19 protein-coding genes and 1 pseudogene are annotated in these 17,469 nt (G+C 63.8%); 11 read left to right on the plus strand and 9 right to left on the minus strand.

The features are described from left to right. Positions 1-103 precede the first annotated feature (103 nt). From AOT83_RS08580 to AOT83_RS08595, 4 genes are read left to right on the plus strand one after another with little or no spacing between them, the layout of a single operon-like run. On the plus strand, positions 104-865 hold the full coding sequence (locus AOT83_RS08580; RefSeq protein ID WP_030097271.1) for an Asp/Glu/hydantoin racemase: 762 nt from the start codon (positions 104-106) through the stop codon (positions 863-865). After that, positions 858-1,595 (plus strand): maleate cis-trans isomerase, encoded by a 738-nt coding sequence (locus AOT83_RS08585; protein WP_078344332.1) that lies wholly within the window; start codon positions 858-860, stop codon positions 1,593-1,595. The genes AOT83_RS08580 and AOT83_RS08585 overlap by 8 nt, the downstream gene beginning before the upstream one ends. After that, positions 1,576-2,268 carry a GntR family transcriptional regulator gene (locus AOT83_RS08590; RefSeq protein ID WP_030097269.1) on the plus strand — a complete coding sequence of 231 codons (693 nt, stop codon included), beginning with the start codon at positions 1,576-1,578 and terminating at the stop codon, positions 2,266-2,268. The genes AOT83_RS08585 and AOT83_RS08590 overlap by 20 nt, the downstream gene beginning before the upstream one ends. A gap of 29 nt (positions 2,269-2,297) precedes the next feature. Next, entirely contained in the window at positions 2,298-3,062 is a 765-nt protein-coding gene (locus tag AOT83_RS08595; protein WP_030097268.1) for an isocitrate lyase/phosphoenolpyruvate mutase family protein, read from the plus strand. Here AOT83_RS08595 and AOT83_RS08600 read toward each other — a convergent pair. Beyond that, positions 3,059-3,997 carry a hydrogen peroxide-inducible genes activator gene (locus AOT83_RS08600; RefSeq protein WP_030097267.1) on the minus strand — a complete coding sequence of 313 codons (939 nt, stop codon included), beginning with the start codon at positions 3,995-3,997 and terminating at the stop codon, positions 3,059-3,061. The genes AOT83_RS08595 and AOT83_RS08600 overlap by 4 nt on opposite strands. A 96-nt stretch (positions 3,998-4,093) precedes the next feature. On the opposite strand from AOT83_RS08600, the gene AOT83_RS08605 reads away from it, so the two are divergent. Together AOT83_RS08605 and AOT83_RS08610 are read left to right on the plus strand one after the other, a co-directional pair. Continuing rightward, positions 4,094-4,681 (plus strand): peroxiredoxin, encoded by a 588-nt coding sequence (locus AOT83_RS08605; protein ID WP_030097266.1) that lies wholly within the window; start codon positions 4,094-4,096, stop codon positions 4,679-4,681. A gap of 15 nt (positions 4,682-4,696) precedes the next feature. Further along, complete coding sequence (locus AOT83_RS08610) at positions 4,697-5,224, plus strand: alkyl hydroperoxide reductase (protein WP_030097265.1); 528 nt, start codon at positions 4,697-4,699, stop codon at positions 5,222-5,224. A gap of 60 nt (positions 5,225-5,284) precedes the next feature. On the opposite strand, the gene AOT83_RS08615 is transcribed toward AOT83_RS08610, so the two are convergent. The 4 genes from AOT83_RS08615 to AOT83_RS08630 form a co-directional block, all read right to left on the minus strand. After that, on the minus strand, positions 5,285-6,013 hold the full coding sequence (locus AOT83_RS08615; protein ID WP_030097264.1) for an isochorismatase family protein: 729 nt from the start codon (positions 6,011-6,013) through the stop codon (positions 5,285-5,287). A gap of 87 nt (positions 6,014-6,100) precedes the next feature. Next, positions 6,101-9,286 (minus strand): cytochrome P450, encoded by a 3,186-nt coding sequence (locus AOT83_RS08620; protein ID WP_057965459.1) that lies wholly within the window; start codon positions 9,284-9,286, stop codon positions 6,101-6,103. 175 nt (positions 9,287-9,461) lie between these two features. After that, complete coding sequence (locus tag AOT83_RS08625) at positions 9,462-10,187, minus strand: cutinase family protein (RefSeq protein ID WP_044105383.1); 726 nt, start codon at positions 10,185-10,187, stop codon at positions 9,462-9,464. A gap of 65 nt (positions 10,188-10,252) precedes the next feature. Then, positions 10,253-10,726: a DUF4383 domain-containing protein gene (locus AOT83_RS08630; protein ID WP_030097261.1), complete on the minus strand. Its 474-nt coding sequence runs from the start codon at positions 10,724-10,726 to the stop codon at positions 10,253-10,255. 97 nt (positions 10,727-10,823) lie between these two features. Between AOT83_RS08630 and AOT83_RS08635 the strand changes: the two genes are divergently transcribed. After that, on the plus strand, positions 10,824-11,495 hold the full coding sequence (locus AOT83_RS08635) for a TetR/AcrR family transcriptional regulator (protein ID WP_057965610.1): 672 nt from the start codon (positions 10,824-10,826) through the stop codon (positions 11,493-11,495). A 255-nt stretch (positions 11,496-11,750) separates the two neighbouring features. Then, positions 11,751-12,719, plus strand: coding sequence for an acyl-ACP desaturase (locus AOT83_RS08640; RefSeq protein ID WP_030097259.1), 969 nt, complete (start codon positions 11,751-11,753; stop codon positions 12,717-12,719). A gap of 27 nt (positions 12,720-12,746) precedes the next feature. Here AOT83_RS08640 and AOT83_RS08645 read toward each other — a convergent pair whose 3' ends face one another. After that, positions 12,747-13,175, minus strand: coding sequence for an Hsp20/alpha crystallin family protein (locus AOT83_RS08645; protein ID WP_030097258.1), 429 nt, complete (start codon positions 13,173-13,175; stop codon positions 12,747-12,749). A 170-nt stretch (positions 13,176-13,345) separates the two neighbouring features. Between AOT83_RS08645 and AOT83_RS08650 the strand changes: the two genes are divergently transcribed. The 3 genes and pseudogenes from AOT83_RS08650 to AOT83_RS28425 all read left to right on the plus strand — a co-directional run. Beyond that, positions 13,346-14,005, plus strand: a complete 660-nt coding sequence (locus AOT83_RS08650; protein WP_057965458.1) for a VC0807 family protein — start codon at positions 13,346-13,348, stop codon at positions 14,003-14,005. A gap of 20 nt (positions 14,006-14,025) precedes the next feature. Then, on the plus strand, positions 14,026-14,694 hold the full coding sequence (locus AOT83_RS08655; RefSeq protein ID WP_030097256.1) for a VC0807 family protein: 669 nt from the start codon (positions 14,026-14,028) through the stop codon (positions 14,692-14,694). Between the two features lie 47 nt (positions 14,695-14,741). Beyond that, positions 14,742-15,299 (plus strand): annotated as a pseudogene (locus AOT83_RS28425) (VC0807 family protein); the annotation flags it as partial. 59 nt (positions 15,300-15,358) lie between these two features. Here the strand turns inward: AOT83_RS28425 and AOT83_RS26745 are convergent. Genes AOT83_RS26745 through AOT83_RS08675 form a run of 3 tightly spaced genes read right to left on the minus strand, consistent with a single transcriptional unit; the run spans position 15,359 to position 17,448 of the window. Further along, positions 15,359-15,910: a GNAT family N-acetyltransferase gene (locus tag AOT83_RS26745; protein ID WP_070927752.1), complete on the minus strand. Its 552-nt coding sequence runs from the start codon at positions 15,908-15,910 to the stop codon at positions 15,359-15,361. A gap of 18 nt (positions 15,911-15,928) precedes the next feature. After that, positions 15,929-16,804, minus strand: coding sequence for a 5-oxoprolinase/urea amidolyase family protein (locus tag AOT83_RS08670; protein WP_057965457.1), 876 nt, complete (start codon positions 16,802-16,804; stop codon positions 15,929-15,931). Further along, positions 16,801-17,448, minus strand: coding sequence for an allophanate hydrolase subunit 1 (locus tag AOT83_RS08675; RefSeq protein WP_057965456.1), 648 nt, complete (start codon positions 17,446-17,448; stop codon positions 16,801-16,803). The genes AOT83_RS08670 and AOT83_RS08675 overlap by 4 nt, the downstream gene beginning before the upstream one ends. Between the last annotated feature and the right edge of the window lie 21 nt (positions 17,449-17,469).

Here is a 17,469-nt window from a genome sequence, read left to right on the forward strand (position 1 = left end):
GCGCGCGCTCACGTTGACACGGTATGGAGATATCGTATGATTGTCAACAATCTGAGTGATCGCTCGGAGCGCGGAGCGATGCTGCGAGTGTTAGGTCTTGCCGGTGGATTTCTCGTCTCTTCCCGATTTCTCGGAGTCGGCTGATCAGCGCGGCATCGGCATCATTGCGCCTTTCGACCTTGCGCTGGAGCGTGAGCTGTGGCGTTGGGTTCCGGCCGAGGTATCGCTGCATCTGGCCCGTACCCCGTATGAGCCGGTACCGGTGAGCAGGGCCATGGCCGAGTTGGTTTCCAATACCGCTCACCTGCAGGCGGCCACCCGCGATGTCCTGCACGTCGAGCCGGAAGTCGTTGCATACCTGTGTACTTCGGGCAGTTTCATTCGCGGTGTCGAACACGAGCGGTCGCTGGTCGAGGCCATCATGGCGACTGGTGCCAAGTCTGCTGTCACCACCTCCGGTGCGCTGGCGGAGGCCGTGACCGCCCTGGGTATCGGCCGGATCAGCGTCATCACTCCCTACGACGCCGAGCTGACCGAGCTGCTCGCCAAGTTCCTGGGGGAGTTGGGGGTAACGGTGGTGCGGACAGATCATCTGGGCCTGGGCGGGGGCATCTGGAAGGTCAACTACCGCACCGTCGCCGAGCGAATTCTCGCTGCCGACACCGATGATGCCGAAGCGATTTTCGTCAGCTGTACCAACCTGCGCACTTATGACGTGATCGAGCCGTTGGAACGGCTGCTCGGCAAGCCGGTGTTGACGGCTAACCAACTGACCATCTGGGCCTGTCTGGACCGGATGAGTCTTCCCATGATGGGGCCCGGTAAGTGGCTTCGCGATGTCTTCGGAGGAGGTTCGAGTGAGTAATACGCGTCCGACGGTGGGATTTATCTACCCGGATCACGCGGCCGAGTCGGACTACCCACTGGTGGCGCGCCAGTTGGACATGAACTTCCCTGTCGTGCACATCTACGGCACCGACCTGCATGCCGTGCCCGAACTGCTCGATCTGGGCAGTCCGGAGAAACTCGCCGAGGGTGCTCGACTGCTGCGCCCTCATGAACCGGGTGCTGTGGTGTGGGCGTGCACCTCGGGCAGCTTTGTCTACGGTCCGCAGGGCGCGGCGCATCAAGTGGCGCTCCTGTCCGAGTCCAGCGGTACGCCTGCGTCGAGCACGTCCTTCGCCTTCGTCAACGCGGCTGTAGCGCTGGGGATTTCGAAAGTGTCGGTGGCTGCGAGCTATCCGCGCGATATCGCCGAGCTGTTCGTCGCATTTCTGGCCGCGCACGACATTGAGGTCGTGTCGATGGGCGAGGCGGGCATCGACACGGCGGCCGAGGTGGGCCGGCTTACCGCGAGCCAGGTCGACGAGCTGGCAGATGCGCACGACCATCCAGACGCCGAGGCGCTGTTGATTCCCGACACCGCCATGCACACCGTCGCGCACGTTGAGCGGCTCGAATCTCGGCTGGACAAAGTGGTATTGACCGCGAACCAGGTCACGGTGTGGGAAGGTTTGCGATTAATCAAAGAGGTGCCCGATTTTCCGGGTTTGGGGCGGCTTTTCAGGAGACGACATGACGACGCTGGTACCTGAGGAGTTCGCGCCCCTGGAACGGCAGTCGACGGCGGAGCTGATCGCCGAGCGGTTGCGCATCGCGATCATGCGCGGTGTGCTGGCCCCCGGAGCCCAGCTGGGGGAGGCGTCGTTGGCCGCGCAGTTCGCGGTCTCCCGTGGACCACTACGCGAAGCCATGCAGCGCCTGGTGTCGGAGGGTCTGCTGCGCAGCGAGCGCAATCGCGGCATCTTCGTCATCGAGCTGACCGATGAAGACGTCCACGATGTCTACCGGTCGCGGGCGGCCATCGAACGAGCGGCCTTGGAATGCATCATGTCCGGCGACACCGTTACCGCTTACCGGCGGCTGCTCGTGCCGGTGGCGGTGATGACGGAGGCCGCCGCTCGCGGCGATATCGTCGCGGTGACCGACGCCGATCAGGACTTTCACGAGGTGCTGGTGGATTCCTCGGGAAGCCCCCGGCTGCGCCGCGCCATGCGCACCCTGCTGTTGGAGACCCGGATGCTGCTGGGGGAACTGCAGGGCGCCTACCCGGACCTGACGGAACAGGTCCGTGAGCATGAGGTCCTGTGTGCGGCGATCGGCGCCGGTGATGCGCCTGCTGCGTACCGATTGATCGAGGAGCATATGCACGACGCGGTTGCGCGCCTTATGGCACGGCGCGGTTCCGCGGGCGCACCGGTGGAGTAAATCCGTGCGGGACGGGGTTGGATGTAGGCATGACCAACACCTCCGGTGACCTTGCCGCTAAGGCCGTTCTGCTGAAATCGCTTCATGTGCCGGGTGACCCGGTCTTCCTGCCGACGGTGTGGGATGCCTGGTCCGCGAAGCTCGCCGCCGATGCCGGATTTGCGGCGTTGACGGTGGGTTCGCATCCGCTCGCCGATTCGGTGGGTAAGGCCGATGCGGAGGGCATGTCATTTGAGGACGTGGTGGCACGGGTCTCGCAGATCACCGCCGCGGTCGACCTGCCGGTGTCCGTGGATATCGAGTCCGGCTATGCGCAGACGCCACAGCGGCTCATCGAGGGACTGATCGAGGCGGGTGCGGTCGGTCTGAACATCGAGGACTCGGTACATAGCGAAGGCGGCCGGATTCGTGAACCGCAGGAGCACGCCGATCTTGTTGGGGCACTGCGGGTTGCGGCCGATGAGTCGGGCGTGCCGGTGGTGATCAACGCGCGGACGGACATCCTCCTGCGTCAAATCGGGGACGAGTCGGACCGGGTGGATCGGGCCATTACGCGGTTAACGCTCGCTGCCGAGGCAGGCGCCGACTCGCTGTACCCGGTAGGCCGTCATGATCCGGATGTGCAGCGACGCTTGACATCTGAGCTGCCGCTTCCGGTGAACGCGATCGCGCTGCCCGATGTGGATGATCCGGCCTCGTTTGGTCCGTTGGGCGTCGGGCGGATCAGTTTCGGGCCGTTTCTGCAGCGCGCACTCTCGGCCCGGGCCGAGGAAATCCTGGCCCGCTGGCGTTAGACCGCCTCGGCCAAGACCGGGTGCACGGCCGCGACAAGTTGGGTCAGCAGCCCGGCCAGCCGTCGGTAGGCGTCCTCCCGGCCGCTGATCGCCCGGTACACCAATCCGATCCGGCGGCCTGGTACCGGTGACGCGAAGGTGGCGGTGGCCAGTCCGCCGCTGGCGGTCTCGGCGGTGACCGCGGTGCCCGGGATGAGCGTGACGCCGAGGCCGCCCTCGACACACTGCACAGCGGTGGCCAGCGAAGCCGCACGGGTGTGTCCGAGATCGGGCCGCACTCCCGCGAGTTGGCATACCTCCAGAGCCTGATCGCGCAGGCAATGTCCTTCGTCCAGCAACAACAGCGGCATATCCGCCAAATCGGCGGGCTCGACCTTCGTGCTGCCGGCAAGCGGATGTCCGGACGGCAGGGCGAGAACGAAATCTTCCCGGTACATGGGAATCTCCGCCATGCCCGGAGTTTGCGCGGGCAGCGCCATGACCGCTACATCCAGGGACCCATCGGCCAGGGACCGCAGCAGCCGGCCGGTCTGGTCCTCGGTGACCCGCAAGGACATCTCCGGGAACTCACGGGACAGTCCGCTGAGCACCATGGGCAGCACATAGGGGGCCACCGTGGGAATCAAGCCGAGTCGCAGCGTTTGCGCAAACGGATCGCGCACCCCGCTTGCGGCCGAGGTGAATTCGTCGACCGCATCCAGCGCGCTGGTGGCCTTCTCCAGTAGCGCCTCGCCCTCCGGAGTGAGCAGCACCTTGCGGGTGTTGCGCTCGACGAGCCGCACCCCCAGCCCCTCTTCGAGCATGGACAGGGCCTGCGACAGCGAGGGCTGACTCACGCCGAGCTCGGCGGCGGCGCTTCCGAAGTGCCGCTTTCGTGCGATAGCCACGAAAGCGCGCAGGCCGACCAGAGTCGGCTGATAACTACGATCGGACATACCTATCAATATAGTGCCAACAATCACGTTTTGTTTTTGAAAGATTTCCGGCACGATGGTGCCAGTAAGCATTCAGCGAATACGTGAAGGAGAATCGTGACTCTGCGGACCATCGGCGATGAATTCCCGGCCTACAACCTGACTGCGGTCATCGGCGGCGATCTGTCGAAGGTGAACGCCCAGCAGCCTGACGACTACTTCACCACCGTCACCAGCGAGGACCACCCCGGCAAGTGGCGCGTGATCTTCTTCTGGCCGAAGGACTTCACCTTCGTGTGCCCCACCGAGATCGCGGCCTTCGGCCGTCTGAACGACGAGTTCGCCGATCGCGACACCCAGGTGCTGGGCGCGTCGGTGGACAACGAGTTCGTGCACTTCCAGTGGCGGGCACAGCATGAGGACCTCAAGACCCTGCCGTTCCCGATCCTCAGCGATCTCAAGCGCGAGCTGGCCGAGGCGTCGGGCGTGCTGAACTCCGATGGTGTGGCCGACCGCGCCACCTTCATCGTCGACCCCGACAACATCATCCAGTTCGTCTCCGTCACCGCGGGTTCGGTGGGCCGCAACGTCGACGAGGTGCTCCGCGTGCTCGACGCGCTGCAGTCCGACGAGCTGTGCGCCTGCAACTGGCGCAAGGGTGACCCGACGATCGATGCGGGCGAGCTGATGAGCGCGGGCGTTTAGGAGGATTGGGTAACTGTGTCTATTGACAACCTGAAAGAGGCGCTGCCCGAGTACGCCAAGGATCTCAAGCTCAACCTGGGTACGGTCGCCCGTGGCACCGTACTGTCGCCGGCCCAGCTCTGGGGCACTCTCGTCGCGACGGCGGCGGCCACCCGGAACGATCAGGTGTTCAAGGAGATTCGCGAAGAGGCTGCCACCGTGCTGTCGCCCGAGGCACTCGACGCCGCACTCGGCGCGGCCTCGATCATGGCGATGACCAACGTGTTCTACCGCGGGCGGGGCTTCCTCGATGGTGCTTATGACGACCTGCGCCCGGGTCTGCGGATGAACATCATCGGTAACCCCGGCGTCGACAAGGCGGAGTTCGAACTGTGGTCCTTCGCGGTGTCGACCATCAACGGCTGTCACTTCTGCGTCGGTTCGCACGAGAAGGTGCTGCGTGAGGCCGGATTGACCCGCGAGCAGATTCTCGAGGCACTCAAGATCGCGGCGATCGTCTCGGGCGTCGCCCAGGCGCTGGCCACCGTGCCCGCGCTGGTCTAGGCACAAAGACATAAGGCCGCTTGCGTGTGACGCAAGCGGCCTTTGTCGTGCCGTCAGCTGTTACGAGTTATCAAGTGCCGCTATCGCGGACCGGGTGGTCAGTATTTTGGCGGTCCGCTCCGCGCACCAGGCGAGTGCCTGGTTGTGCCCCGTAGCGGTGTAGTCCGCCACGGCATCGGAGACGACGAATGCCTGAATGTCGTTCTGGACCGCGTCGGCAGATGTCACGGTGATTCCGGAGAAGGCGTAGACGCCGACGATGATCAGCTGATCGCGGTTGGCGTTACGCAGAATCTCCAGAAGTTCAGAGCGGAAGAACTCGCTGTACTTCCATTTCGTCAGCACGGTATCTGTCGTCATCGGGGCTAGGGGATCGACAATCGCACGCTCGGCGTCGTCGTCCGGCATGCCCGGACCATAGAGCTGACCGAAGAGTCCGCGCTGCTCCGGTGTCATACCGCCGGGCTGCGCTGAGTAGAGCACGGGCACGCCGCGGGCATGCGCGACGTCAAGCAGGCTCTTGATGTTCTTCAGCACGGTGGCGATGGGATCGGCATGCGGCGCATATGCCTTCACAAAATAGTGCTGCATATCGTGGACCAGCAGCGCGGCGCGGTTCGTTTCCAGGGTCCACGGCGCACTTTTCGCAGGTACATCAATGGTGCTGAACGGGTAGGCAATTGACCCGGTGGGGCGGACGTCGGCAGCGGCGCTCCCGGCTGTCGAGAGGCCCAGTGCGACGGCAGGCAATGCCACGGAGCTGGAACGGAGAAAGGTGCGTCTGCGCATCGGTTCACTCCCGCTTGAAGAGTCAGGGACCTTCAAGAAACACTACGTGCTGCTGAGGCCGGGCTTCGCGGCGCGGGAGCGTATGCCTCACTCGGTCCAGACATCCTCCACGTAGCGATCGGCCTCCACCAGGCCGGTAAGCCAGTTCCGCGCCTGAGGTTCGGTGGCGCCGGTGTGCTTTCGGTAGATATCCAAGAATGCCTCCCGGACGGCTGGGGCCATCTTGCCGCCGTCGCCACAGACATACACATGGGTCTGTTTGGCCGGATCGCCGAGCAGATCCCAGACGTCGTCCGCGTCGGCGGCAATCCGGTCTTGTACGTACTTGATGCCGTTCTCGGATGCGCGAGAGAATGCCGGGCGCATGTGGACGACGCCCGACTGTTCGGCGGCCGCGAACTCGTCCCGGAACAGATAGTCGACTTCCGGATGCCGGACGCCGAAGAAGCAGAGTGCCGGAGCATATGGCTCGCCGGCGCGCTGTGCGGCCAGCCGATCACCGACAAATCCCCGGAACGGTGCGACTCCGGTACCGGCACTGACCAAGATGACATTGCGGGCGGGGTTGGCCCCGGCACGAAACGCCTGCCGGGCCTGATCGACCCGTGCCCGGATCTGTTGTCCTGGTGTGATGTTGGCGAGGTAGTTGGAGGCCACTCCTTGATAATCTCCGAACCCGGATCGGGCGGGGGCATCGAGCACGCTGACCACCAGCTCGACGATCCCCGGGCTCTGTCGGGCCGAGGAAGCTATCGAGTAGTGCCGTGGCGTCATCGGCTCGAACAGTTCAAGAAGTTCGGCGCGCGAGAGCGTGGTGGCGGGAAACTCCATGAGGCACCCTGCGATACCGAGCGAGCGTGTCTCCGGATGCTCGGCGAGCGCCTCCAGCGCGGATCGTTCCGGTGGACAGGGGTTCGCCGCGGCCAGCCGGAGCAGTTGCGTTCTGGTGGCCGGCTTGCGCAGTTCGACGAAGTGGGTGAGTAGCTCACGCACGCTTACTTCGCGGTCCAGTGCAATGGCCCGGCGGCTGTTGCGCCGGGTGTTGATGGAGATGCGCCGGTCCAGGATGAGGCCGAGCAACTCTCCGGCTTTGTCCACGACTTCGGGCTGGTTGTCCGCGAGGACGGTGAGGTGGTCCCCGGTGTGATACTCGACGTCGGCGGGCAATGCCACACGTACCAGCCGTTTGGCCTGTCCCAGTGGGTTGTTGGTGCCGACCAGTTCCCGGTTCTCCAGAACGGTCATGGGTATTACCTCGAACCGGGCATCGATTGCCGCCGTCACCGGCCCGTCGATGGCGCGGAGTTCGTAAAGGGGACCCTCGAGGGTGCCGCTGGGAGTATCCGTACTGGCGACCGTGCCCAACGACGTCCAGAGTGCTTGCGAGAAGGACTCGACGCTGCCTGCGAAATCGCCGGAAGTGTCTGCCTCGCAACGGGAAACAATTGGCGTGCCGCCGAGCGCTGCGAGGCGTTCATCGATCTTTCGAGGCACCGCCTGGTACGTCTCGGCCCAGTTCCGGTCTCCGACGCCGAGTATCGCGTAGCGCAGCCCGCCGTCCGCACGCGCTTCTGCGCTATCGAGCCAGGTGAGGAACTGTCGGGCATCGTCAGTCGGTTGACCGTTGTAGGAGGAGGCCACGACCACCATGGCGCTCTCGCTGGGCAGGGCGTGTGTCGCTTCGTTCAGCGGGGCCACAGTCGTCCGGTAGCCGAGATCGGAAGCTTCCTCAGCCAGTTGGTGTGCCAGTGCCCGACAGGTGCCCAGGTTTGAGCCATGGAAGACGATCAGGGCCGATCCGGGTACAGCGGTGACCGCCAGTTGCCGCGACGCCTGTGGTGACGGGGTGGTCGCGGCTGCCGACTCATGCTGGCGGTCCTGGGAAGTACGTCGCGCCAAGCCAATCCGAAAGCCCACCGGTTTCCGGATGAGATCACTTTGGGTTCGCAATTGGTAGTGCTCGGAGTCGATGAAGCGGTATCTGTGTACCAGTGTCGCTAGGGCCATCGTCGCCTCGTGCAGCGCGAACTGCCGTCCGATGCAGGAACGGGCTCCGGTGCCGAAAGGTTTGAACAGGTTCACCGGTCGCTTGGCAGATCGTTCCGGCGAGAACCGGTCTGGGTCGAAAGTCTCCGCGTTGTCGCCCCATTGCGGCTGACGGTGCAGCGCGGTCGTGAGGACAGTGACGACTTCACCCTTGCGCACCGGGTAGCGCCCGGCGAGCAGGGTGTCTTCTGTTGCCATTCGGTCGAATTCACGGACCGGGGGCGAAAGCCTGAGTGTCTCGTCCACGATCTGGCGGATGTAACGGAGCTTGCCGATCTCGTCGAACGTGGGGGTGTGGTCGTCTTCCGGCCCGAACAGCGCGTCAGCCTCGGCCTGGGCCCGGTGGAGCACGGCAGGGTTTTTGACCAGGCTGTAGAGCGCGGTCGGCATCACCGTGGAGGTGGTGTCCTGCCCGGCGATCAAGAACGTCAGGACCTGAGAATGAACGCTACTCAGCTCCAGCGCCGGGGACTGTGGGGTACCGGGCGCAAGCATCAGTCCGAGGAGATTCTCATGCTCGTCCGCGCCGTCGCGCTGCCGGGCAATGAGCTCGTCGATGAAGGTATGTAGCTTCTGTTGCTCGGCCGCGAACAGATCGCTGTGAGCACCTTCAGGAGCCAGCATCTGGTGCAGTGCGACGGCGAAGCTCGCCGGAATAGCCGCAAGTCCCTCCCGCTGGTAGGAATCGAACCTCGCCCCGAACCCGGCCAGCCCGACCGTATCCATGGCGAGCTTGCCCAGATCCTCGGCCACGTCCACAAGATGCTCGCCGGCGCTCGCGTCCCACCGGGCAAGGAGCTGACGATTGATATCGAGCATGGCCGGGTGGTAGTTGCGCAGACCACTGAAGCTGAAGCCGGGCAACAGAACATCGTGGGCCTTCTGCCAGTTCGGCTCGCCCGGGTAGGCGGTGAACAATCCATCGCCCGCGAGTGGACGGAATCGATCCAGCCGGTCGGTGATGCCCTTGATGAACCGGCTCTCGTCGCATAGCTCCTCGACCAATGCCAGCGAGCACGCATACAGCCGGCGCGAAACCCCGAAATCGGCATAGAAGAGCGGTCCGAACTCCTCTACGAGGAGATCTGCGGGCAGCGCATAGGGGCGGCCCGGCACCGGGCCGGGTGGCAGCGGTCTTCCGTCGGCGCAGGGAATGCCTTCGATCTCCGGTGGACGTGCGGGTGAGGTGTACTCGCCCGGCTCCACCACGCGAATATCGCTGCTCATGCGCTCGTCACCCTCCGCTCCTGCCGCTGTAGTCATTCGTCTACAACATGGCCATCCACGACTGTACACATGTGGCTACAACCCGCGTAATGTCGTGGTTGGAGTGGTTTGATTGTTCTGCGTCAGGCCGTCCCGGCACGCCGGAACCGGCAAAACGGGGGGCGCCTGCCTCCGACTATGCGCAGGTCGCGGAGGCGCCCGACGGCTCGCTGCCCTGGCAGCGATTTCCCAGTGCGGCGACCAGGCGCTGGACCACAGTCTCCGCCGCGCCGTCGGTGAGTTTGTCCTTGGCGTAGGTGGTGTGCGAGACGATGTCCCCACCCTGCGGATCGCAGAAGAAGTCTCCGGGGTTGCAGACGTCAATCACCTTGTGCAGCAGGTCTTCACGGATCGCGAGGTTGGCATCGACGCCGGGTGGCCGAATGTTCTTGGGATCACCGAACAGCACAATGGAGACGATGCGCTGCTCGAGCCCGGCGGGCAGGGGATTGGTGAAGGTATAGGTACCCGGGGGAGTGTTGCCTAGCAGCACGTCGACTACCGCAGCGCCCTGTGCATACCCCCCGACGACGAATTTCATCTTCGGGCAGTCGGCGGCCGTCTTCTGGATGTGCTTACTCAGATCGTCCGAGCCCTTGCCGGCCTGGATGAAATCGATACTTGCGGGATAGTCCACGCCGTAGGTGGAGATGCTCATCCCCTTGGCGCCCTTCAGCTGTTTCTGGACCGCGTCGGTGAAGGACTTGCCGACATCGCCCAGACCTGCGGGTTCATTGGTGCCGCGCGCGAACGAGAGGTCGATGTCGGCGCAGGCAGATGCCTGTGCTTCCGCTGGCGACGACAGCCCGTATCCGCTCAGCAGGGCAAGGAATGCAGTGGCGGCGGCTGCCGCGGGACACATCGCAGTTCGCACGTGTTCAAAGTACCGACCGTTCGATGGGGCCGCCCGGCGCACGGTGGTAGCCGCTACGCGGCGGGGACCACCGCGCGCTCCTTGCTGCTGACTAGGCCGTAGACAGCGATGCCGGCAAGGATGACGCCCTCGCTGCCATGAACCCAGTTGCCGACGGTGTCGACGGCCATCACGCTGCACACGGTCATGCCGCCCAGGACGCAGACCGCGAGCATGGCCCAATAGACGAGTGCCATTGCGGCCGCGGATCGGATGGCGCCGGTTTGGGTGCGTGCGCCGATCAAGAGCGCAATGCCCGTGGCCAGGTGAAAGAAGGCATGCCAGCCGTTCACGCCGACTGGGATTACGCCGTATGCGTAGAACGCGGCCACGTACATCTCATGTGTGGAGTGCGTAGGAAAGCTCGGGTCAATCATCATCCCGACGACCCAGTTCGTGACGAACCAAACACCCATGAGGAATGCGAGGAACTGAACGCGGCTCGCGCAGACGCCCTGGATGTAGCGAGAAAACGCAGCTCGTGACATGTGTCCTCCTCCATTGGAGATCGTGAGACAATTTTCATCTCTTTGTTTCTGAAGTATGGTCGACATCCGGAGGAGTGACAAGGAGCGCGCGACGCAAGTGACTGAGGACACACTGCTCAATACGCTGGCCTCGGCCGACCCTGCCGCGCTGCGCCTACCCGACGATGTCGACGAACTCACTGAGCGGGTACTGATGGCCGCCTTCGAGCAGATCGCGGTGGTGGGCTGGCGCCGGTCCACGGTTGATGACGTCGCGAAGCGCGCTGGGCTGAGCCGTGCGACGGTCTACCGGCGATTTCCGAACAAGAAGGCCCTCACCGAAGCGGTCGTGTATGCGGAGCTGCGTAAATACATGATCGGGGTGTCCGCGCGTGTCGAGGGCCGCACGATGACGCTGGCCGAACGAATGGCTGAAAGCTCCTCCTACACCGTTGAATTCATCATCGATCACCCGCTTCTGCGGAGGTTATTGGAAACCGAGCCTGACTCGATCCTGCCCTCCCTCACGGTGGAGGCCGGCCCGCTCATCGGGACGTTCCGCGAGTTTTGCGCGAGCCTCTGGAAGAGCGAGATCTACGGTGACGCAGAGGTTTCGGAGCAGATGTTGGCTCACTTGCGTACGGTTGCCGAGCTGCATATACGTATTGCCCTGTCCTTGATTCTGACGAGGCAGACGGTGATAGGCCTGGAGAGTCCGGAACAAGCGCGCCGGTTTGCGCTGGATTACCTGGCCCCGATGTTGGACTCGGGCGGCAATTCCTCGGTGTGAGGGCGATGTGACACGGCCCGATTAGTGATGTTGCTCTCACGGCGCTATGGTGCTGCGAAGCCGGTTCGAGTATCGGGTCTGTAGCAAGCCATTGCCCAGCTGTGGGGGCCGAAACAGGCATGGTGACCCGTCCGGCGGTGTGGTCGGGGTGGAAGTTGCAGGCAATCAGTCGTGACTGACAGGCACCTTAAAACATTGCTCAGATAAGTTACCCTGTGCGTGGGCTCGGGGCTCCAACGCGAAAGACAAGGTGAAATGTCAAGAGAGTTGACCGACCTTGAGATGCTCAGCGAGTTGGAACCCGTTGCTGAAGCCAACCTTAACCGGCATTTGTCGGTGGCCACGGAGTGGCATCCGCACGACTACGTTCCCTGGGAACGCGGTCGTAATTTTGCGCAGATGGGCGGCGACGACTGGGACCCGGAGCAGTCACAGCTGAGCGAAGTTGCCAAGGCGGCGATGATCACCAATCTGCTTACCGAGGACAACCTGCCGTCCTACCACCGCCAGGCGGCCCAGTACTTCGGTCTCGACGGTGCCTGGGGAACCTGGGTGGGGCGTTGGACCGCCGAGGAAAACCGGCACGGCATCGTCATTCGCGACTATCTGGTTGTGACGCGGGGAGTGGATCCGGTGGCGTTGGAGCGGGCGCGGATGGAACACATGACCGCGGGCTTCAACCCCACCGATGAGGAAGAGTCGGTACACAAGACCGACTTCCTGCTCTCGGTCGCGTACACCACGTTGCAGGAGCTGGCGACCCGCGTCAGCCATCGCAACACCGGCAAGGTGTGTGACGACCCCGTCGCGGACCGGATGCTGCAACGTGTCGCTGCCGACGAGAACTTGCACATGATCTTCTATCGCAATATGTGCAGTGCCGCACTGGATCTCGTGCCAGATCAGGCGTTGGAGGCGATTGCCGCGGTGATCGAGAACTTCCGCATGCCCGGACAGGGCATGCCGAACTTCCGCCGTAATGGTGTGCTGATGGCCAAACACGGCATTTACGACCCCCGCCAGCATCTCGAAGAGGTTGTCACGCCGAATCTACGGAAGTGGCGGATCTTCGATCGCAGTGATTTCAGTGCCAAGGGAGAGCAGCGACGCGAGCAGCTCGCCGCGTACGTGGAAGACCTTAAGCGCCAAGTCATTAAGTTCGAAGAGCAGCGCGACCGCATGCTGGCCCGCGAGGCGAAGAAAAGGGAAGCCCGCGCCGGATAGTGCGGACTTCCCTTCTCGGCCTGCCGATTACTTGGTGATCTCGATCTTCTGCGCCTCGGCGTTTGCGTAGGCGCCGGCGACCTTGACGGTCAGCACGCCCGCGTCGTAGCTCGCCGAGATCGCATCACCCGTCACATGGGTGGGCAATGTGAAGGTGCGGCGGAACGTGCCGTAGCGGACCTCGCGCAGTACGCGTCCTTCCGTTTGTTCGGCGCGTGCGTCGCGGCGCTCACCGGACACCACCAACTTGCCGCGTTCCACCTCGACCGTGACGTCCTGGTCGACGTCGACGCCGGGCAGGTCCAGACGGACCAGGGCGTCATCGCCGTCCTTCACGACCTCGGCGGACGGAACGAAACCGGGGGTGGGCCAGCTGGTGGCGGGGCCGAAGGACTGACGTACCAGCGCGTCGAACTCGGCGAACGGGCTGCGGCGTGTCCAAACCAGATTGCTCATAGCGTGTCTCCTTCTATAGGGCCGGAATCTCAACCGGCCGTCACACGTACAAACTTGAGTGACCCGCGCTAAAGTTCCGTTTTCTGTACGCCGACGGCGAACGCGCGCGCGAGCTCATCGCCGCTGCGTGCCAGCCTCTGATTCCCAGTTTCGCCGGGTACCCTCGCCGCGTGCCCGAGCAGCCCGCAGAGAATCAGAAGGCGTCAGCGCGCGTCGTGCTCCGGCACACCCTCGCCAGCGTCGGACCATCCCTCGGCACCTATTACCTGCTGCGTGCCTTTGGGCAACCCGAGATTCACGCGTTGATTGCTGCCACGGTGGTCGCCGCGATTCAGGTGTTGATCACGGTGGTCAAGAACCGCAAGTTCGACGTCCTGTCGGGCTTCCTGATGTTCAACTTCGGGCTGAGTCTGGTCATCGCGCTCGTCACCTCCGATGCACGTATGGCCCAGGTATCCAACACGATTCCCGGCATCCTGCTATCGCTGTTTCTTATCGGAAGTGCGTTCATCGGCAAGCCCCTCACCGAACTGATGATCGCGAAGGCTCGGCCTGGGCGAATCGAAGAGATTGCGGCCGAACATCATTGGACTCCGGAGAACTTCCGTTCGTATCACCGGATGCATGTCCACGTGAGTTTGTGGTGCGGTGTCATCAGCCTGCTGCTGTCGGCAATATCGATCGTCATCATCTACAGCTTCTCGGTTGATATCGCCCAGGCGGTCAATCAAATCTTCTCCCTGGTGACGACAATGGGGCTGATCATCGGCATCATTGTGGTTATCCGGCGCTACCTCCAGCGCATGACGTACGACTCGCCCGCGGCCTGACGACCGGATACAGTCGCGCGGTGTCCCTGTCCACCGAGCAGCCCGAAACCGAGAACGGGATCTCGCCCCGCCAGCTTTTGATCGAGGGCGTGCTCAATGTCGGACCCGCGCTATGTGCCTACTTCGGTCTGCGCCTGGCAGGCTTCTCGGAGCTGCACGCGCTGATGGCCGCCACCGCGGTATCGGCCGCCCAGGCGTTGGTGAAGATGGCGTGGAAGCGGGCCCTGGATCCGGTCTCATTGCTGGTGGTGCCCATCTTTGGCGTCAGCCTCGTCATGGCGTGGCTCACCCGCGACCCACGTTTGTCACAGGTCACCAACGAGGTGCCGGGCATGTTGCTGGCCACCTATTTTCTGGTTAGTGCGCTCATCGGCAAGCCACTGACCGAGCTGTTGGTCACCAAACTCTGGCCCGGCGGCGTGGAGAAACTGGCCGAGGAACAGGGCTGGACCGATGAGGACCAGCGCTCGTACCACCGGCTGCATGTTCTCGTCAGCTTCTGGTGCGGGATCTTCAGCCTGCTGTTCTGCGCCTTGATGGTGGTGATCATTTACAGCTTCTCCGTCGATGTGGTCCAGGCGGTGAACCCGGTGGTGTCGATGCTGACCACGGGGGGACTGATCGTGGGCGTCGTCGTTGCGATCCGGATGTACTTGCGCCGTAAGGAACGCGCCCTCGCTGGCAGGTAGCCCCGCTTTCTCAGGCTCTCTTAGATTGCGTCGGTACCGTCGCTGTGGTGAGTGGGTTGGGTAAGGGTGCAGGGAAATTCACACTCGGACACGCTTTGGTCAGTGCCGCGCTCGGCCTGGGTACGTACTACGGGATGCGCCTGCTGGGTGCCTCGGAGTTGCATGCCCTGATGGCCGCGGCGGTGGTCTCGGCGCTGCGCGTCATCTACACGGCATTGCGAGACAGGCGCTTCGACATCGTCGCGGGATTCATCATGCTGATGCACGGCGCGACGCTCGTGGTCGCGCTGCTGACCAGCTCACCACAGCTGGCTCAACTCACCCATGTGGTCCCGGTGGTGTTGTTCGGCCTGTTCTATATCGGTAGCTGTCTGACGAAACGGCCTCTCACCGAAGTCATCATCGACATGATCCGCCCGGGTTGGGTAGCACGTCATCACTGGGGCGATGCGGACTTGCGCGCCTATCACCGGATGCATGTGCGGCTCTGTGTGATCGTCGGCTCGCTGGAGTTGGTACAGGCCGCTGCGATGGCGGGGATCATCCTGCGGTATCCGGTGGACATCGCGCAGGTGGTCAACGGCCTACTGGCGACGGCCGGCAGTGCTGCACGGCTGGCGTTTGTGATCGCGGTGATCTGGGTGTTCCTGCGTCGCCGAGGACATCACCAGGCGTCGCCGCCGCGCCAATCACAGGTCAGTGAGCCGGAGGGGTCAACCCCGGAACTCATCGGCAGTACGTGCACGCCCTCATCCTCTGCGGGCACAATGCCGTCTGCGGTTGCGACGGGAGTGGTTCCGAGCCAGGGGACCCAGCCGCGTGCCCGATAGAACGGTGCGACCTCGTCATCGGCGCTCAACGCGCCCAGTTCATAGGCGCCACGCAAAACCTGTTCGGCCGCGTCCATGATTGCGCGCCCTAGCCCGTTGCCGCGCCAGTCACTATCTACCGCAACGCCTTCCACGTATCCGGTGCGTATGGCCCGCTCTTGATGGAGTAGCCGACGCTGGATCACCGCGGCGTGGGCGATGAGTGTGCCGTGGTACCAGATGAGCGCATGCATGCCGCCCAGGCAGTGTTCCCAGTCTTCCTCGGTGAACTCACCCTCAAAGGCTTCGATCAGTAATTCCCTTGCCGCATGGCGTGTTTCGCTATCCAGATCGGCGGTGTGGATGAGTCGCGCGGTGTGGGTCCGGATGACGGGTACGGTCGGCATCGTAGACACGGGATGCTCCTAGCTGAGGCGCGGTCTTGACCAGCGGAACCGAACGGTTTGTCCTGGCCGCACTTGGGCGGCCAGGTCCACATCCTGATCGGTGATCACCCCGATGACCGGATAGCCGCCGGTCACCGGATGGTCAGGGCCCAGGATAACGGGCTGGCCGCCGGGTGGCACCTGGATTGCACCGCGGATCACGCCCTCGCTCGGCAGCTGCCTGGCGGGGTCGCGTAGCTCCAGAGGCTTACCGCTGAGCCGGGTGCCTACCCGGTCGCTGCGATCGGAGACGATCCAGCTGCCGTGTGTCAGCTCGTCGGGATCGACGAACCAGTCGTCACGCGGACCGGGCACCACCTTGAGTTCGACGATGTCATCGGACATGGTGGCCACCGGTGCTTGCTCGATCTCCGGGAAGGAAGGGGACCGTGGTCCGACCGGCAGCCTGTCCCCGGCCTGCAGCGGCTTGGGGCCGATGCCAGACAGGATGTCGAAGCTGCGCGAGCCCATCACCGGCGCCACGCTGACTCCACCGCGCACGGCCACGTAGCTACGCAGGCCACTGAGCGGTGCTCCGAGCGACACCACATCGCCATCTTGAACTTGGGTAATACTGTTGGTACCGAAGGGAATTCCATTGACGGATGGATCGGTGTCGGCACCGGTAACAGCCACCACCGCATCGCCGCCGGAGACCCGAAATGACATGCCGCCCAGTGTCACCTCGATGGTCGCCAGATGGTCGGGGTTCGCCACCAACCGGTTGGCCAGCGAATGCGATTTGCGATCGGCTGCCCCGGAGCGTCCGACACCCATGGCCGCCTTGCCGACGCGGCCGAGGTCCTGAATCAGGGCGAGAGGGCCGGTGCGCATTACCTCGAGGGTGGGTCTCATTCGATCGTCCCCTGGGTTTGGACTTGGAACTGGACACGGGTACCGGGCGTCAGTAACGCAGGTGGGTTGCGGTCGAGATCCCAGATGACGGCGTCGGTGCTGCCGATCAGTTGCCAGCCGCCGGGAGATTCACGCGGGTAAATCCCACTGAACTCGCCGGCGAGTGCGACGGCACCGGCAGGTACCTTGGTGCGCGGGTCGGCGCGGCGCGGGATGGCCAGACGCGTGTCCCCGCCCACGAGGTACGCGAATCCCGGTGCGAATCCGCAGAATCCGACGGTCCATACCGTTCCGGTGTGTGCCGCGATGACACCGTCTACACCGAGGCCGGTGTGTTCGGCAACCTCTTCGAGATCGAGACCGTCGTACCGGACCGGGATGGTCACCGGTGGTGAGGCGGTGCTCTCCGCCGTGCCCGACGGTGCCGTGCGTTGCGTCAGCCGGTGCCGCACTATGGCCTGGTCGGCCGGGCTGTCGAGCTTGAGAAGTACGGTCCGGGACGCGGGAACGATATCGGTGACGCCGTCGATAGGGTCGGCATTCAGCGCCGACGTCCACGCCAGCACTTCCTGCACGGATGTGCACTCGAGCAACAACGCCCGATCCCCGTGATCCCGCACCTTCAAATCCGTTGCGGTACTCATATTTCGACGGTACTCCCGTGG

It is taken from the genome of Mycobacteroides sp. H001, from assembly GCF_001440005.1.
GTDB classification, from domain to species: Bacteria; Actinomycetota; Actinomycetes; order Mycobacteriales; family Mycobacteriaceae; genus Mycobacterium; species Mycobacterium gwanakae.

Bases quoted from the DNA above. Each gene is read 5' to 3' on its own strand.
- AOT83_RS08590 (WP_030097269.1), top strand. From the start codon at position 1,576: ATGACGACGCTGGTACCTGAGGAGTTCGCGCCCCTGGAACGGCAGTCG.
- AOT83_RS08595 (WP_030097268.1), top strand. From the start codon at position 2,298: ATGACCAACACCTCCGGTGACCTTGCCGCTAAGGCCGTTCTGCTGAAA.
- AOT83_RS08600 (WP_030097267.1), bottom strand. From the start codon at position 3,997: ATGTCCGATCGTAGTTATCAGCCGACTCTGGTCGGCCTGCGCGCTTTC.
- AOT83_RS08615 (WP_030097264.1), bottom strand. From the start codon at position 6,013: ATGCGCAGACGCACCTTTCTCCGTTCCAGCTCCGTGGCATTGCCTGCC.
- AOT83_RS08620 (WP_057965459.1), bottom strand. From the start codon at position 9,286: ATGAGCAGCGATATTCGCGTGGTGGAGCCGGGCGAGTACACCTCACCC.
- AOT83_RS08625 (WP_044105383.1), bottom strand. From the start codon at position 10,187: ATGTGTCCCGCGGCAGCCGCCGCCACTGCATTCCTTGCCCTGCTGAGC.
- AOT83_RS08630 (WP_030097261.1), bottom strand. From the start codon at position 10,726: ATGTCACGAGCTGCGTTTTCTCGCTACATCCAGGGCGTCTGCGCGAGC.
- AOT83_RS08640 (WP_030097259.1), top strand. From the start codon at position 11,751: ATGTCAAGAGAGTTGACCGACCTTGAGATGCTCAGCGAGTTGGAACCC.
- AOT83_RS08645 (WP_030097258.1), bottom strand. From the start codon at position 13,175: ATGAGCAATCTGGTTTGGACACGCCGCAGCCCGTTCGCCGAGTTCGAC.
- AOT83_RS26745 (WP_070927752.1), bottom strand. From the start codon at position 15,910: ATGCCGACCGTACCCGTCATCCGGACCCACACCGCGCGACTCATCCAC.
- AOT83_RS08670 (WP_057965457.1), bottom strand. From the start codon at position 16,804: ATGAGACCCACCCTCGAGGTAATGCGCACCGGCCCTCTCGCCCTGATT.
- AOT83_RS08675 (WP_057965456.1), bottom strand. From the start codon at position 17,448: ATGAGTACCGCAACGGATTTGAAGGTGCGGGATCACGGGGATCGGGCG.